Origin of the sequence: Mucilaginibacter sp. (assembly GCF_039207105.1) — a bacterium.
Lineage (GTDB): Bacteria > Bacteroidota > Bacteroidia > Sphingobacteriales > Sphingobacteriaceae > Mucilaginibacter.
On record NZ_JBCECK010000002.1, the window covers coordinates 38,766 to 54,671 of the forward strand.

Sequence of the window (15,906 nt, forward strand, 5' to 3'; positions counted from 1 at the left end):
TCTGTAAACAATTATGGCTTTTGCCACCAAACCTGTGTGCTTTGTACATCTGCCCCTTGTGATGCTACTGCCGCTTTATAGTTTGTTGGGTTTGATGATTGTACGTATACCGGATAAGTGATACGAGCCGGCATTACACCACCATTTACCAGACCCGGGCCTTTTGGCAATATCGGGTGGCCTGTGCGGCGGTATTCAAACCATTGCTCAAAATCTGTCCAAAAAATGGTGTAATATTTTTGCACATGTATCTGCTCCATTTTTGTATCCAATGGTGCGGTATCGTCCCAAACAATATCGGCTGTGGTTTGATAATCTGTCGGCACCACTAAATCCGGCAGCCAGAAGTTAATAGCACTAACTACTCCTTTATCATAATAAGTTTTGGCAGGGGTTGATATCCAGCCTTTAGCAGCAGCTTCAGCCAGTATAAACTGCAGTTCCGGGTAATTCATGATATTACCCATCAAAGGTTCGCTGATCAATGATTTTGCAGAGGTATTGGTACCTTGTACATTAGACAAGAAATATGCTTTTTTTATCGGTTGGTTACCTATGGCATAACCACTTGGCACACCTACATAACTACCATTATAAGCCTGGATTGACCAGCTCCCTTTATATAAACGCGGATCGGCCCATTTGGTTAAATTATCTAAAAAGAATGATGCTATTGCCGGGGCCCTCCAATCCTGCTCACGCACTCCACCAATAAATGGCGAAGTAAGGTAACCTGTGCCCGTCCATCTTAAAACTGCCGATTCCGTATTGCTGGCCATAATAGGATAATTACCCGCATTGGTATCAACAATCTCTTTGATCTTGGCTATACAGCTTGCAGACACCTCTGCTTTGCCCGAAATACGCAGCAGCAACCTTAGATATAACGAATTGCCAAACTTACGCCAAAGGCTTGTATTGCCATTATAAACCGGATCGCTTGACCCAAGCACATTAGCGGCTCCGTTGAGCAATGTATTGGCTTCTTCCAGCTGTTTAAATATGCCCTGGTATATATCTTTCTGTTTATCAAATGCTGGTTGAAAGTTACCGGAATTACCCATGTTTGATTGAGAATAAGGCACATCGCCATAAGTATCTGTTAGCATGGAGTATATCCAGGCCTGGCAGATGAGAGATATGCCCTGATAACCTTTATTAGCAGTAAGGGGCTGCCCGGCAATATTGTAAATATCCTTAAGGTTGGTTAATTGTAAATACCAGTTATTCCAGGTATAATCGCCCCAGGTGTTTTTAATATCATATCTGAAAACTTTACCTTCCGAATCGCTTTCATCAACAGTAACCTGCATTAGCTCGTTATTATACCGGCGGCTTTGCAGCATATTGGCAGTCAAAACATTAACAAGCGCCGGTGCCAGCAATTGCTCGGGCAATGAGGTTGGCGAGTTGTTAGGATTAGTATTCATTTCTTCAAAGCCTTTTTTACAGGCCGGCTGTACAATGGCAAACAGCATTACAGCACAAATAATTTTATAAATATTTTTTTTCATTTTTTTAGCTGATTAAAGTGTGATCACGAGGTTAACACCCATTGTTCTGGTAGATGGGAACTGACCAATTTCAAAACCCTGTGTAATGTCCGAACCATTAAGAGTACCAAATTCCGGATCAAACCCCGGCCATTTTGTCCAGATAAACAGATCGCGGCCATAAACGCCTATGGTAGCACGCTGTATACCTATTCGTGATGCAAATCTCGCAGGTAAAGTATAATCAAACCTCGCCTCTCTCAGCTTGATAAAGTTTGTGCTGAAAGTTGCGCCCTCAGCGTTATTAACACCAAAGTTTGATTGGTAATACTGATCAATATCAGAAGCAACCACATCGTTTTTGCGGAAGGTGCCATCAGGATTTTGAACAACACCATTGCCAATAATACCGTTGTACCTGCCCGGCAGCGTGTTTTTAGTTTTTCCCTGCTCGGCCAGTTTATATGATGTTAGTGAGTATGCTACCGCGCCGTACTGGGCATCAAACAATATGCTGAAGTGGAACTGTTCATATTTAAAATCGTTATTAAAACCCAGTTTCCATTTGGGTGACGTATTACCCAGGTAAACCAGATCAGGAGAGATAAGCGCGAAACCAGTTTTAGGATCAAACATAACCTGACCATCAGGAGCGCGCTGATAACCACGACCATAAAGAGCCCCCATACTGCCACCCTGTTTTGCAATGATCTGAGCACCACCTGTAGGACCGGTTTGCAGTACCACAGCACTATCTGCCAATTCTTTGATTTCATTACGATTGGCAGAAAAGGTAATATTACCAGACCAGGTAAAGCCTTTGGGGTTTGATATCGGGCTGCCGTTTACAGCTACCTCAATGCCTTTGTTATTTACCTTGCCTATATTGATAACTGCCTGGCTATAGCCCGATGAAGCATCAACTACACGGTTTAATATCTGATTTTTGGTATTTCCGGAATATAATGCCACATCAAAACCTAAACGGCTTTTAAATAACCTTACATCGGCACCTACCTCTATTGTATTGGTTCTTAATGGTTCCAGGTTAACATCAGGTAATGTGGTTGGATTTTTTAACCCGCCTGTATAGGTGCTTCCGGCCGGAGTATATGCGTATGATGTACGATAAGGAATAGTACTGCCGCTACCCACGCTTGATACCGATGCCCTCAGTTTAGCCAAACTAATAGTTTCCGGCAGTTTAAGGGCTTCAGATAAAATAAAGCTCGCGCTGGCCGATGGATAGAAAAAACCTACTTTATCCGTTCTTTGCGGTGTTGCTAAAACGCTGTTCCAGTCCTGGCGGCCGGTTAAATCAAGGTATAAGAAATTTTTGTAGCTGGTTGATAATAAGCCATAAAAGCTATTGATAGCGTATTTGCTTTTATTTGGTAAGGTTATCAAAGTACCTTTTGAGTTGGCTGTGGTGTAAATGCCCGGGTAGTATAATGAATCGGCACGTACCTCATCTTTATTGTAGGTATTGCGGAGCATGCTTCCGCCTGCTGTGGCCGTTATGGTAACATCTTTATTGATAGGTTTATTATAGCGTAACAGGAAATCGCCGCTCACCTCCTGCGAAAAGATATTCTGTGTGCGGTATGATCCTAACGGATATTTGGTTCCTGCATCGTACGGGCGTTCCTGAGCACGCTGCTCATATCCCATATCTAACGAAGTTCTTAACTGCAGACTTAACTCTTTGGTAATACTATAAGTTGCCTGTACGTTTCCGGTAACCGCGTTACGGTTTGATTTATTGATAAACTCGTATGAAACCGCGTATGGGTTTTCGGGGAATGAGCTGAATGGGTATTCAATTTTACGGTTTTCCATGCCGTTTACCCAGTAGTTTTTCAGCCAGTCAAGATCAGCACTGGGTTGCCAGAAAATAAACCAATACATAGGCGATTGATTTCCGTAACCTGCTCCCGGCAGGTTATCGCTTGATTTGTTCTGGTAATTTACTTTTGAGCTGATGGTTAACTTATCGTTGATCTTGGAGTTTACCGATAAGGCTACGCTATTACGTTCATACCCTGTATTTGGGATGATCCATTTATTATTAACGTTAGTTGCCGAAAAACGCGCGGTGGTTTTGTCCGTTCCCCCGTCAATACTTACCGAATTGGTAAATGTTTGTCCGGTATTAAAAAAGTCGCGTATCTTATCTTTATAAGGCACCCAAGGAGTTCTTACGGTTGATTGCTTTTGGGTAACCGGATCAAACTGGTAAAACGTTTGTCCGTCAAAACGGGGGCCGTAGGCCGAGCTGGTAGCGCTGGTACTTGCACCATCAGGCCCGGCACCATAAGAATAATAGGTTGAACCACCGGTACCCTGTCCGTATTCAAACTGAAGATCGGGCCAGCGGTTAACTTTTTCCATAGAAGCATTGGAGTTAACTGTTATCCCCAAACCTTTACGTTTAGAATTGCCGGATTTAGTGGTAATGATAACCGCTCCGTTAGCACCACGCTGCCCGTACAAAGCGGCCGCACCCGGGCCTTTTAATATGGAAACGCTTTCAATATCCTCCGGGTTTATATCATTAATACTGCTACCATAATCCGCCGGCATATTATCGCTTCCGGTACCATAAACATTTTCACCATCAACCGCTGTGCGCCTACCGCTACCGTTGTTGATCACCACACCATCCAATACAATCAGCGCTTCATTATCACCGGTAAGGTTATTTTCGCCACGTAAAATAATTTTGTTGGAACCAGTAGGTCCTGAGTTTGACCGCACCAGGTTTAAACCTGCCACTTTTCCGGAAAGCGCATCGGTCCAGTTGCTTGAAAGCGCATCGGTCAGCTGCTCATTTTTGATATTAGTGGCAGAATAGCCAAGCGCTTTTTCATCACGCTTAATGCCTAAGGCAGTTACAATTACCTCATTCAGTGTTGAATTAGCTTTGGCTAAAGTAATAGTTATCCCGGCTGTACTTTTATCAAAAACCTGGCTTTGCGTATCAAACCCTACAGTTGAAAATTGCAATGAACTGCCATCAGGGATGGAAACCGTGAAACCACCGTTGTTATTGGTAAAGGTTAACAGCTTTTTATTGTTATCGCTCACGCTAACTCCTGCAAGCGGCGATTTATCTTCGGCAGAAATTACGGTGCCGCTTACCCTAACCAGGTTTAGCTTTTTAATAACCAGGTTACCATTGATATTTTTTATGCCAATACTTGCCTGCTGCAGCACCTGGGCAAGTTTTTCAAATTTCAATGTCTCCTCAGGTAATGAGACAAGACTGTTCATATTTACATCGGCATCAAAAGATACCTTGTAGCCATACTTTGTTTTAAGTGTATTTACTATGCTTTGGATGCTCAACCGTTTTTGACCAAAACTGTATTGATCAGCAGGTTTTACCTGTGCTTTTACTACAGCCGAAAAGAGTAGCATGAGCAAAAGCGGGTATAATTTTTTCCGAATAAAAAGTAAAAGTTTAAGTTGTTTCATATGTGTGTGATCAGAATATTATAACTGTATGAGGGTTTTTATAGCGATATTTTAAGCCAGTGGCATAACTTAAGCCCTGCAAAAGATTGTCAATGCCGGTATCTTTCATTTCGCCGCTAAAGCGGGCGCGTTTCCTGGCCGATGGATTTACTTCAACGTTGATATTATACCAGCGCTGTAATTTTTCGGCTATCTCGTCGGCGTTGTTGTCATTAAAAACTAAAGTTTGGTTTTGCAGGGATGAAGCGTCCTGTGTATTTACCTGCTTAATGGTTATCTGGCCGCTATTTAATTTGTAGATGAGTTGCTGACCAGCCTTTAAAAAGTGTGATTTGTTATTTGCTGTGATACCTACCAATCCCGTAGCTACCTTAACTTCGATATTCGCTTTAGGGCGCGAGTAAACGTTAAAAGAAGTTCCCAGTACGGTTACCGCCAAATGATTGTTGGTACGGATGATAAAAGGTTTGTGCGCATCATGCTTAACATCAAAAAAAGCTTCGCCGGTTAATGTTAGCTCACGTTTTTCGGCATTAAATGAATTAGTATAAGTTATTTTGGAATTGGGTGTCATGAACACCTGCGTACCATCGGGCAAAGTAAGACGGCCACCCGCGTTTTGGGCACTTTGTAAGGTTTGAGTAGTGCTATTTATGCCGTTTTCAGGATTTTTTACAAACAACCAACCCAAAAAGCAAAACAATAATAAACTGGCAGCAATACCGGTTAGTCTGTAATATTTTTGAAAGCCTCTTTTGTTTTCAGATGCGGGCAATTCAAATATGCGGTTAAGCAAATGCAGCCACTGCTCGTCAATGTCGCTTTGTTTGAGCGGATAATTCAGCTGTTGCTTTCTCCGTTGCAGGTAAGTGAGCAGGTACCGGTGTTCAGTTTGTTCCCCTGCCCAGTCCAAAACCTCCTTTGCCTCATCAGCATGGCTTTCGCCGTTTACATAATTCAATAATGTTTCCCAGTTCACGCTCTTTAATTTTATATAAAGAGCATAGCTGAGCCGGTTTCCACCTAAAGAGAAAATTACCAGTTTGTTAACTTTCTGTTAAATACCACCAAAAACAAAAAAACCGGAATAATTTCCGGTTCGTAGTCTAAATGACAAGCTTTTATAGCTTTAGAATATTATAAACAGGATATTAACCATCATGAGCCCGCCTGCAATGGTGGCCTTATCCAAATTACTGTTACTAACCGCATGGCCAAGCTGTTCAATAGCCTCGCGCATATTATACTCTACCTTTTTCTCGGTAATATCGAGCACCTGAGCTATCTCGGCATTTTTTAGGCCTAACAATCTGAGCTCAATCATTTCTTTACGGTGTAAAGGCAACTGGTTGATCAAGGTTTCAACAATTTTTATAGATTGCTTGGCAACAAACTTTTCAAAGGGGTTATAGGTATTTTCAGGAATATTAAAAGCATAGTCAGGTAATTCTGAGGTATTATAGCGAGATGTTAAAGCCTTTAATGAGACGTTTTTAGCAGCACGGAATAAATAGGGCTTCAGTTCATTGATCTGTAATTTATCCTTTTGCTGCCATAAATTTAAAAACAGGTCAGACAGTACATCTTTTGCCAGGTCATCATCATTCACTATAGAATTAACGTACCTGAAAAGCGGAGTATAATTATCTTTAAATATGCTTTCAAACCCTTCTAAAGTATGCAGTAAGGGCATATTCACTGTTCCCATAATTGGATTGCAAATTACGGGCAGATATATTTATATAACAAAACACCAATGTTAAATTTATATTAACACCCCCCCCAACTTAATTTAGTGATCAGAAGATGGAATTACTACAGGTCGCTTTTTATCCCTTTTAGCCACAAAAAGTAATAAAGGCAATACGATGGCAAAAAACAACCCGATCAGGAAATACCCGTCAAGGTAACTGGAAAAAGAAGATTGTTTAACCACTACGTTCTCTATCAATTGCATAGCCTTTTGTTTAGCATCGAGCAAGCTAAAACCCTTTTGCTGGAACAAACCGGTATAGCTGCTGATACGGCTGATAGAAACCGGATTATCAGCAGTGATGTGAGTTATCAAGTCCATACGGTGCGAAGCAATACGACGTGCTACATAGGTGTTGATGATGGAAATACCAAACGAACCGCCCAACTGGCGCATCATGTTATTTAAGGCTGTACCTTGCGGCATATCCTTAGCCTCTAATGAGGATACCGCCAATGTACCCAAAGGAACTGTCAGGAGCGCCATACCTATAGCCCTGAAAATGAGATTCAAAGCAATTTCAATAGCCGGTGTTTCCAGGTTTATCCTTGACATTGACCAGTTGAAATAAATAAAACATAAAAAGCCGAAAAACACGATCAAAGCGGCCGAAACACCTTTTTGCAACAATTTACCGGTGAGTATCAGCGCCAGCACCGCTACTATCGATCCTGGTAAAAGTAATAAGCCTGATTGTGTTGGGGTAAAACCAAGCAAGCGCTGGGCAACAACCGGTGTAAGGTAAATGGATGTATACATGCCTATCCCGGTAATAAAAGTAAGTACGGCTGCTATACTTAATGACCGGAAACGAAGTATACGCAGATTAACTACCGGGTTTTCGGCATATAGTTCCCATATGATAAAAGCTGTGAGCGATATAGCTGCCACAACCGTTAAAAAAACAATATAACCGGCTGCAAACCAATCATCTGTTTGCCCCCTTTCTAAAACCACCTGTAACGATCCTATGCCAATAATGAGTAAGAAGATACCAATCCAATCAATATTTTTGATTTGGTGTTTGATAACCGGTTCGAACAATAAAATAAAACAAGATATAGCAGCAGCTATCCCAATTGGGATATTGATATAAAAAATCCAGGGCCATGAGTAATTTTCGGTGATATAACCTCCAAGCGTTGGGCCGATGGTAGGGCCTATAAAAACACCTATGCCAAACAAGGCACTTGCTGTAGCCTGTTTTTCTTTCGGGAACAATTCAAAAACTACCGTAGCCGAAACGGAAAGCAACGCTCCCCCACCCAGGCCCTGCAGAAAGCGAAATGCCACCAGTTCCCAAATTCCGGTGGCATTACCGCACATGAACGAACAAAAGGTAAAAAGGATGATGGAACCTATGTAGTAATTACGCCGACCGAGATTATTCACCAAAAAGCTGGTCATCGGGATCACGATAACATTGGCTATAGCATAAGAGGTGATTACCCATGAAATATCTTCGAGCGTTGCACCGAGGTTTCCGCTCATATAATTCAGTGCTACGTTTACTATTGAAGTATCTATCAGCTCCATGATAGCTGCGGCTATAACCGTAATAAGAAGTATCTGGCGTTTTACAGGATTCATATAATTATACTGATTGGTATATTTTATTTTATTATGAACTTATAGTTCGATATCTACACATGCGATAGAAAATACCAATTGGTATTTTCTATCGCATGTTACTTACTTCATTTATTTTAATTCACAGTACAAATATACCGATTGGTATTAAATGAAAAAGACGGCCCCCTCAATATTACAAAACCATGTCAAAATGATACCACGATGATCTTCAAATGCAAAAGGCCACTCCTTTTCAGAAATGGCCTTTACCCGTTACCGGGCTTTTCAATAGGTATTGAAAATGCTTAAGGTTTAGGGGATATATTGTATTACTGATAAAACAGGTAAATGGTCAGATGCGTAATGCTCCTGCACTACTTCATGACTAATCACATTAAACTTGTCTTTTTGCAAGTAAGCAACGAAATCTATGGTTGATTTAGGGTTAACCGACGGAATGGTAAAACCACATGAATTACATGTACGGTTAAACTTTTCATCCAACAAATTGATCACTTTTGAACCTGGACGAGCGTTAAGATCGCCAGCAATAATAAAAGGTAATTTTTCGGCCTCGGCCAGCTTATTAATTTCAGTTATCTGCAGCAAACGGTTGGTTTCGGTGTGCTGAGCATCCAGGTGGGTGCATCCAAAACGAATCTGCTTGCCCGATGGCAGGGTAACTTTTACCGTAGCTAATACCCGGTGTTCGCCTTTTGTGGTTTCGTCGGTTGGCAAGCGATGCGTGGTCATTTCCGAAATGGGAAATTTAGATAATATCAATACACCGTAGTCTCCCCCATCGGTATCAATGCTTTTGGCAAAGTAAAAATTCATACCGGTTATCCGGGCTATCTGGCTGGCTTCGTTGATCTTTCCTGAACGTACGGTGTTTACATCAATCTCCTGTACGGCCACCAGATCGGGGTGCTGTGCTTTGATAGCCATTGCTACCGCGTTCACATCAATAAACCGCGGCTTTGAAGGCGGATTACAATGATGCACATTATATGACATTACACGCAGGGTATTTGAAAAATCTTTCCCATGTTTTGCGCCGGCTGTTTTTTTGGAACAGGCATTCAATCCTATTACAGCCAACAGCAAGGCCGCGTATTTAAATTTTCTCATTTACTGAATTATTAATTATGAAACCTTTATTTACCAACCCGGATTTTGACCTAACGCAGGGTTTCTTTGTGTTTGAACAAGCGGAACCGGCCAATGGTAATGCTTAGGGTCTACAAATTGCCTTCCGGTTTGAACGATCACATAGCCATCGTTATCAACCGCTACATTACTTACCTGGCTTTGAGATAAAACTAATGATCTTTTCACTCCTTTTACATCCGCACCAAGCAATGCACCTTGTTTCCAGCGCATCATGTCAAACCAGCGCTGACCTTCGCGGGCCAACTCAACACGGCGTTCCCTTCTGATTTCGGTACGCAGATCAAGACCATTAGCTGCAAGCTCAGTGATCGACATTCTTTTCATGCCTACCCTATCCCTTAATTTATTGATGGTAAGGTCAATATCAGCTTGTGTAAGTGTTCCTTCTTCCAGTTTGGCTTCCGCGTAAGTTAATAAAATCTCAGCAAGGCGTAGGATGTGGATATCGTTCTGATCTTTTGATACCTGCGATACGGTAGATAGCTCAACATACTTGGTATAATAGTATCCGGTTATGGTAACACTACCCAGCTTATCTGCCACAAATTTAGGTGCTGTAAAAATCAGCGGATTGGTATTAGCCGGATTACCGTCTTTTTTACCACCCCAGGCACCTCCCGGAGCTAAAATGGTCATGCGCATACGCGGATCACGGTTGGCCCAAATATTTTCGTAAGTATCTTCTTTGTATAAAGGCGATTTATCAATCGGCAAACCATCTGTACACAAGTAAGCGTCAACCAATGCTTTGGTAGGATTGTAGCGCGAAGCCTGATCGGGCACCTGCGTTTCGCGACTGATGTTGTGCATGCTTACATCCGTTAAGTTGATGCGGGCCATAATGGTTTCTTTGTTAGCCCCTGCCGATAGTTTGCCGGCATAAGTAAACAAAGTATAATAATCGGTCGCGGGTTTTCCGGTTGAGTATAAAGAATATACGCCCAGATCCATCACCGCTTTGGCTGATTTTTCAGCTTCGGCCCAGCGGCCGTCATAAAGAGCCATACGTGCTCTTAAACCCAATGCAGCGCCTTTGCTTAGTCTGCCTAATGTTGCACCGGTTTGCGGAGCCGCCTGCATCATATCGGCAGCTTGCTGTAATTCGGTTAAAATAAAATCTACCACATCTTTCTTAGGGTTACGCGGGCCATAAAGCTCGTCAACGTTTAATGGTTTGGTAACTAACGGAACATCACCATATAACAAGGTAAGATCCATATACAGGTATGCCCTGATAGTTTTAGCTTCGCCGGCCATCTGCGCTTTTTTAGCATCGGTTACTGTTGTAGCCTTTTGATAGTTTTGCAGAAAAACGTTACACTGGCGTATGCCGGCATACATATTTCTCCACTCGTCATTTACAGTACCCCAATCAGTACCATAATTACCACTGCTTATCATTCTATAATTATCGGTTGTGGAAGAGTTAATGCTGTTATCGCCCATTTGATCCATAGCTACAGTATTATCATTCTTAATATTGGCATATAAGCCATTTAGGGCAAGCGTCAACTGCTCTTCCGTTGTCCAGAAAGTATCATCAGAGATATCAGACAGCGGTTCCCTGTTCAGAAAATCCTTTCTGCATGAACTAAACACAAAGAGAAACAGGAGCGCGAAATAGATGAATTTATGTTTCATTTTTGAAATGTCTTTTTATTTAATGGGGTTGTTATTTTAAATTAAGGTTTAAGCCAAATACGTAGGTTTTAACCTGTGGATAGTACCCACCGGCCGACACCGGCGACTCAGGATCATAGCCATAATAAAAATTGGTACTGGTGAACAAGTTATCTGCCGATGCATATACACGCAGACGACCAACATGCCATTTCTCGGTAATTGATTTAGGCAGGGTATAACCTAACTGAATGTTTTTTACCCGGAAATAAGAAGCATCTTCCAGCCATTTGGTTGATAAGCGTTCGTTGTACGAGTAACCATAAACCAATCTTGGGTAGCTGGCATCGGTATTAGTTGGTGTCCATCTGTCTAAATGGATCTGTTGCGGATTTGAGCTATCATTGATAAAAGCGTACCGTGCCGCGCCATTGATATAACCATTAGCCTTACCTACACCTTGTAAAAACACAGTTAAGTCAAAGCCTTTATAAGCCATGTTTGTAGTAAACCCGTAAGTATAGCGTGGAATAGGGCTGCCAATAACTTTCATATCCTTATCAGGAGTTATTTTGCCATCGCCGTTCAGGTCTTTGTACATTAAATCGCCCGGTTGCATGGGGTAGCTGGCATCATAAGCAAATTTTGGGGTGTACTTTTTGGTATTGGCGTCATAGTTGTAATCAGATACCTGCGATATTCTGTCGGCCACAAAACCGTAGAAGGAATCAATCGGATAACCTACTATTTTAACCTGATCGCCAAAGGTTGGCGGAACATTACCCAGGCTTACTACTTTGTTTTTTACATCTGATATATTGAACGATACGCTGTAGTTAAAATCCTGTATCTTATCTTTATAAGTTACGGCCAACTCCCAACCTTTGTTTTGTACTTTACCGGCATTTTGCGGTGGATAACCTGTGCCTAAAACATCGGGCAGTGGTACACTTAATAAAATGTTATTGGTATTATCAATATAATAATCGGCAGTAACACCTAAACGGCCTTTCAGCATCACAAGGTCTAAGCCTATATTTTGTTTAGTTACCGACTCCCAGGTTAAAAGAGTGTTAGGAATACCGGTTTGGCGGTAACCCACGGTAAGCACATTACCGATAGGCTCGGTAGTTACAGATCCAATGTTTGCCAGATAAGCGAAGTCTATAGGCGGCTGACCTGGAAGCGCTATCTTATCATTACCCTGCGTTCCGTAGGATACACGTAATTTTCCAGATTCAATAATGTGTTTGAGAGATTTAAAGAAGTTCTCTTCAGAAAACACCCAGCCTGCGGAACCAGCCATGAACCAGTTCCAGCGCAGATTAGGTGCAAAACGTGATGAACCGTCGTACCTAAAATCGCCTTCTAATAAATAGCGTTGTTTATAGGCATAGTTTACCCTGCCAAACAAAGATTCCAGCGCATTTTGTGTACCTGAAGATGAGTTAAGCTGATTCAGCGTTCCTAAGTTAAGGCTTCCCAGATCTTGCGTTGGTAAATTGGTGCGGCTGGCAGTAAAGCTATTCGTAACTGTTTGTTCAGATGATACCGCTGCAAATGCTTTCAGGTAATGGTTTTCACCAAACGTATGCTCATACTCGGCCATAGCCATAGCTGTTTGGTATAAATTGGTATAATCAGTATTAGTAACCTTATTAGGGTTATTGGTTTGATAAATGAGCGAATTATCTATCGGGCTATAGTAGTTAATTGTTTTAGCAAACTGATTACGCAATGAGTTTGAACGTATTAAACCATACTGGCCTCGTAACCTGAAATCACTGGTGATGTTTAAAGTTCCCTGTAAATTGGCAGTAAACTCCTGCGAGCTGAATTTATTATAACCGCCATCAGTAACAACCGCGATAGGGTTTCTTGAACCACCCAGATATCCCCAGCCACCGGTAGTAAAGCGAACAGGTACTAAAGGTGATATAAGCTGTGCTACGGAAATAGGACCAGAACCAGAACCTAAGTCCTCATTTGAACCTGAATAAGCACGGTCAATATAACCGATATTGGCATCTAACACTAATCTGTCAAACAAGGTGGTGCTTACACGTGCCCGCACATTGTGCCTGCCTGAGTTATAATTATCCCCGGTAATTAAACCGCCTTCTTTCAGGTACCCGTATGATATATAATAGTTTACATTATTACCACCACCAGAAAGGCTTAGGTTATGGTTCTGCTGCGGCGCGTTCTTTTTATATAATTCCTTGATCCAGTCAGTATTGGCATAATAGTTTGGATCTGAACCGTTACGGGCAATATCAATTTGCTGCTGGGTATAGGTAGGGTTAGCACCGGCGTTTACTTTTGCCTCATTCAGTAGCTCCATATAATCTACAGATCCGAGGTATTTAGGTAAAGCCGTCGGAGTTTGAAAACCGAAGTAGTTGTTATAAGTAATAGATGGACCGGTATTATTTTTACCTTTTTTAGTAGTAACCAAAATAACACCGTTTGCACCGCGCACACCATATATTGATGATGAAGCCGCGTCTTTTAAAACTGATATATTTTCAATATCCTCCGGATTCAGGATGTTGATATCGCCGCTCGGCACACCATCAATAACCAATAAGGGGCTGGCATCATTTAAAGTACCAATACCCCTTATGCGAATTTCGCCGCCACTTTGACCCGGCAAAGCGGTCTGGTTGCGGACAGTTACGCCTGGCATTTGGCCCTGTAAAGCCGACCCAACAGAAGTAACCGGTCTTTTGCTCAAATCAGTTCCATTCACTGAACTTACAGCGCCGGTAATGTTAACCTTTTTCTGCGTGCCGTAACCTACTACAACCACCTCGGTTAGCAGCTCGTTATTTACTTTCAGGGTAATCTGGTAATCTTTTTGGTCGCCTATAATGGTCGTATAATCGGCATAGCCAATCATTTTTACAATCAGTTTATCACCAACTTCAGTATTAATGGTAAAAGCTCCGTTCTGATCTGTTACAACCGATTTTTTTTCACGCTCGGCGGTTATTGTTACACCAGGTAATGGTTTGCCTGTAGCATCTGTTACCTTACCGGTTATGGTGGTACGTACAATGGCCTTTCTTTTTAATACAATGGTGTTATTTGAAATTTCGTAGGTAAGGGGCTGGTCTTTAAAACACTCATCAAGGGCCTGAGTTAATGATACATCCTTTACCCTTACGGTTACCGGATAAGCATCGGCAAGCATTTGATCATTAAACAAAATATTATAGTTGCTTTGCGCTTTTATTTCCTTTAAAACGCGGGCAATTGAGGCGCCGTTTTCATTAAGGCTTATTTGCTGAGCCTTTGCAATGGCATTTACGTTAAAGGTTAAAATAAGCAATAAAAAAAAGGTTAGTTTAATAATGCGTGCCAAGTTATATGGCAGGCGATTTTTAAAGTTTGAAGGGTAAATGTTAAATTTCATCCTTAAATAATGAATTGGGGTTTTGTTTTTATTGTATAGTATTAATTTGGTAAGCGTATTAAACCTGAACGGGTTACATGATGGTTACCCTCCTGTCCTCGATCCTGAAATGAAGCGTGCCGGTAAGCTCCAGCATTTTGAGTACTTCTGATACATTTTTGTATTTGGAAATAGAGCCTGTATAGGTAAGGTCTTTAGTTTTTCTGCTGTCGGTAACGCTGACATCATACCAGCGGGTAAGCTTTCTGGATATAGACGCGATGTTTTCATTTTCAAAAATGAACTGGCCGTTTTTCCAAGCAAGCGCTTGTTCCGTATTAGCTTCTCTTATTACAAAACGTGTTGTATTATTGGTCAATATGCCTTCCTGCCCCGGCTTAAGCATTTGCTGCCCTTCTGCGTTGCTCAACCGCACAGATCCTTCTAAAAGCGTTGTTTTAATTGACGGTTCGTCGTTATAGGCCATGATATTAAAATGAGTACCTAAAACTTCAACATTCATCGTATTAAGCTTTACAGTAAATGGCATGCGGGCATTTTTGGCCACTTCAAAATAAGCCTCGCCCTGAAGTGTTACCTCACGCCGGCTGCCGGTAAATTTTGTAGGATACTGTATAGAAGATGCGGCATTAAGCCATACCTTACTGCCATCGGGCAGGGTTAGTTTATATTGCCCGCCATTAGGCGTTGTAAGCATGTTTATGAGCGCCGCTGTATCAACAGCCTGTTCCTGACCTGTATTATAAACCAGTTTATCATCTGTTGTTTTGACGATGTTGGTTTGCCCCTGCATAGCCACAGCCCCATTTTGAACACTGTTAAGATCTATCCTGCGGCCATTTGCCAATGTAAGCGTTGCCCTGTTACCGCCCGGACCGCGGTCTGTTTGTATATGATGTGCAGTGTTTTTCGCTATCTTATTATTTGGATCAGATAAAGGTTTCAGATAAATAGCGCCAACGGCTATGCATAATAATACCGATGCGGCAATGGTTAGCTTTTTCCATAAGGGAATTGTTTTAACCGGTATTGAAGGGTAATTAAATTTGCGTGCCTCAAAATCATTCCAGGCTTTGGTCGCACCCTCACCTATCCATTCAGGTTTGGGTTCATGCTCCATTTTTTCGGCAGCTTCCTTTAAACAGGCTTTCACGTAATCCTGATCAATATCCATTGCCAGATATAACTCAATGAGTTTTTCTTCAGCTGAGTCACTTTCCCCCCTAAAATATTTTACTAATGCGTCCTGGCCTGGTCTTTCCATTTTTTACCCTTTATATATGAGATGCCATAAAGGAAATAGAACAACTATGCGTTCAAGAAACTTGATATAGAATTAACCTAACCTTAACACAATTAAGTGCCAAAAAACAATCAAACCATTGATTATAAGCACTATA

At 41.7% G+C, this 15,906-nt stretch carries 9 protein-coding genes; all 9 read right to left on the reverse strand.

What is annotated here, in order from left to right; genetic code table 11:
- Nucleotides 1-11: 11 nt before the first annotated feature.
- Nucleotides 12-1,514 carry a SusD/RagB family nutrient-binding outer membrane lipoprotein gene (locus tag AAGC65_RS00750; protein ID WP_343110486.1) on the reverse strand — a complete coding sequence of 501 codons (1,503 nt, stop codon included), beginning with the start codon at nucleotides 1,512-1,514 and terminating at the stop codon, nucleotides 12-14.
- Nucleotides 1,515-1,526: 12 nt separating this feature from the next.
- The gene (locus AAGC65_RS00755) at nucleotides 1,527-4,970 is read right to left on the reverse strand and encodes a SusC/RagA family TonB-linked outer membrane protein (protein WP_343110487.1); all 3,444 of its coding nucleotides are present in this window, start codon (nucleotides 4,968-4,970) and stop codon (nucleotides 1,527-1,529) included.
- 10 nt (nucleotides 4,971-4,980) lie between these two features.
- Nucleotides 4,981-5,949: a FecR domain-containing protein gene (locus AAGC65_RS00760; RefSeq protein ID WP_343110488.1), complete on the reverse strand. Its 969-nt coding sequence runs from the start codon at nucleotides 5,947-5,949 to the stop codon at nucleotides 4,981-4,983.
- A gap of 150 nt (nucleotides 5,950-6,099) precedes the next feature.
- A complete protein-coding gene (locus AAGC65_RS00765; protein ID WP_343110489.1) occupies nucleotides 6,100-6,678 on the reverse strand; it encodes a sigma-70 family RNA polymerase sigma factor in 579 nt (192 codons plus the stop codon).
- Between the two features lie 84 nt (nucleotides 6,679-6,762).
- On the reverse strand, nucleotides 6,763-8,313 hold the full coding sequence (locus tag AAGC65_RS00770; RefSeq protein ID WP_343110490.1) for a DHA2 family efflux MFS transporter permease subunit: 1,551 nt from the start codon (nucleotides 8,311-8,313) through the stop codon (nucleotides 6,763-6,765).
- A 294-nt stretch (nucleotides 8,314-8,607) separates the two neighbouring features.
- Entirely contained in the window at nucleotides 8,608-9,426 is an 819-nt protein-coding gene (locus AAGC65_RS00775) for an endonuclease/exonuclease/phosphatase family protein (RefSeq protein ID WP_343110491.1), read from the reverse strand.
- A 30-nt stretch (nucleotides 9,427-9,456) separates the two neighbouring features.
- A complete protein-coding gene (locus AAGC65_RS00780; RefSeq protein WP_343110492.1) occupies nucleotides 9,457-11,109 on the reverse strand; it encodes a RagB/SusD family nutrient uptake outer membrane protein in 1,653 nt (550 codons plus the stop codon).
- Between the two features lie 31 nt (nucleotides 11,110-11,140).
- Nucleotides 11,141-14,506 (reverse strand): TonB-dependent receptor, encoded by a 3,366-nt coding sequence (locus AAGC65_RS00785; RefSeq protein WP_343110493.1) that lies wholly within the window; start codon nucleotides 14,504-14,506, stop codon nucleotides 11,141-11,143.
- 73 nt (nucleotides 14,507-14,579) lie between these two features.
- Nucleotides 14,580-15,770 carry a FecR domain-containing protein gene (locus AAGC65_RS00790; protein ID WP_343110494.1) on the reverse strand — a complete coding sequence of 397 codons (1,191 nt, stop codon included), beginning with the start codon at nucleotides 15,768-15,770 and terminating at the stop codon, nucleotides 14,580-14,582.
- Nucleotides 15,771-15,906: the final 136 nt, after the last annotated feature.

Coding starts and splice junctions, on each gene's coding strand:
- AAGC65_RS00750 (WP_343110486.1), bottom strand. CDS start 1,514: ATGAAAAAAAATATTTATAAAATTATTTGTGCTGTAATGCTGTTTGCC.
- AAGC65_RS00755 (WP_343110487.1), bottom strand. CDS start 4,970: ATGAAACAACTTAAACTTTTACTTTTTATTCGGAAAAAATTATACCCG.
- AAGC65_RS00765 (WP_343110489.1), bottom strand. CDS start 6,678: ATGGGAACAGTGAATATGCCCTTACTGCATACTTTAGAAGGGTTTGAA.
- AAGC65_RS00770 (WP_343110490.1), bottom strand. CDS start 8,313: ATGAATCCTGTAAAACGCCAGATACTTCTTATTACGGTTATAGCCGCA.
- AAGC65_RS00775 (WP_343110491.1), bottom strand. CDS start 9,426: ATGAGAAAATTTAAATACGCGGCCTTGCTGTTGGCTGTAATAGGATTG.
- AAGC65_RS00780 (WP_343110492.1), bottom strand. CDS start 11,109: ATGAAACATAAATTCATCTATTTCGCGCTCCTGTTTCTCTTTGTGTTT.
- AAGC65_RS00785 (WP_343110493.1), bottom strand. CDS start 14,506: ATGAAATTTAACATTTACCCTTCAAACTTTAAAAATCGCCTGCCATAT.
- AAGC65_RS00790 (WP_343110494.1), bottom strand. CDS start 15,770: ATGGAAAGACCAGGCCAGGACGCATTAGTAAAATATTTTAGGGGGGAA.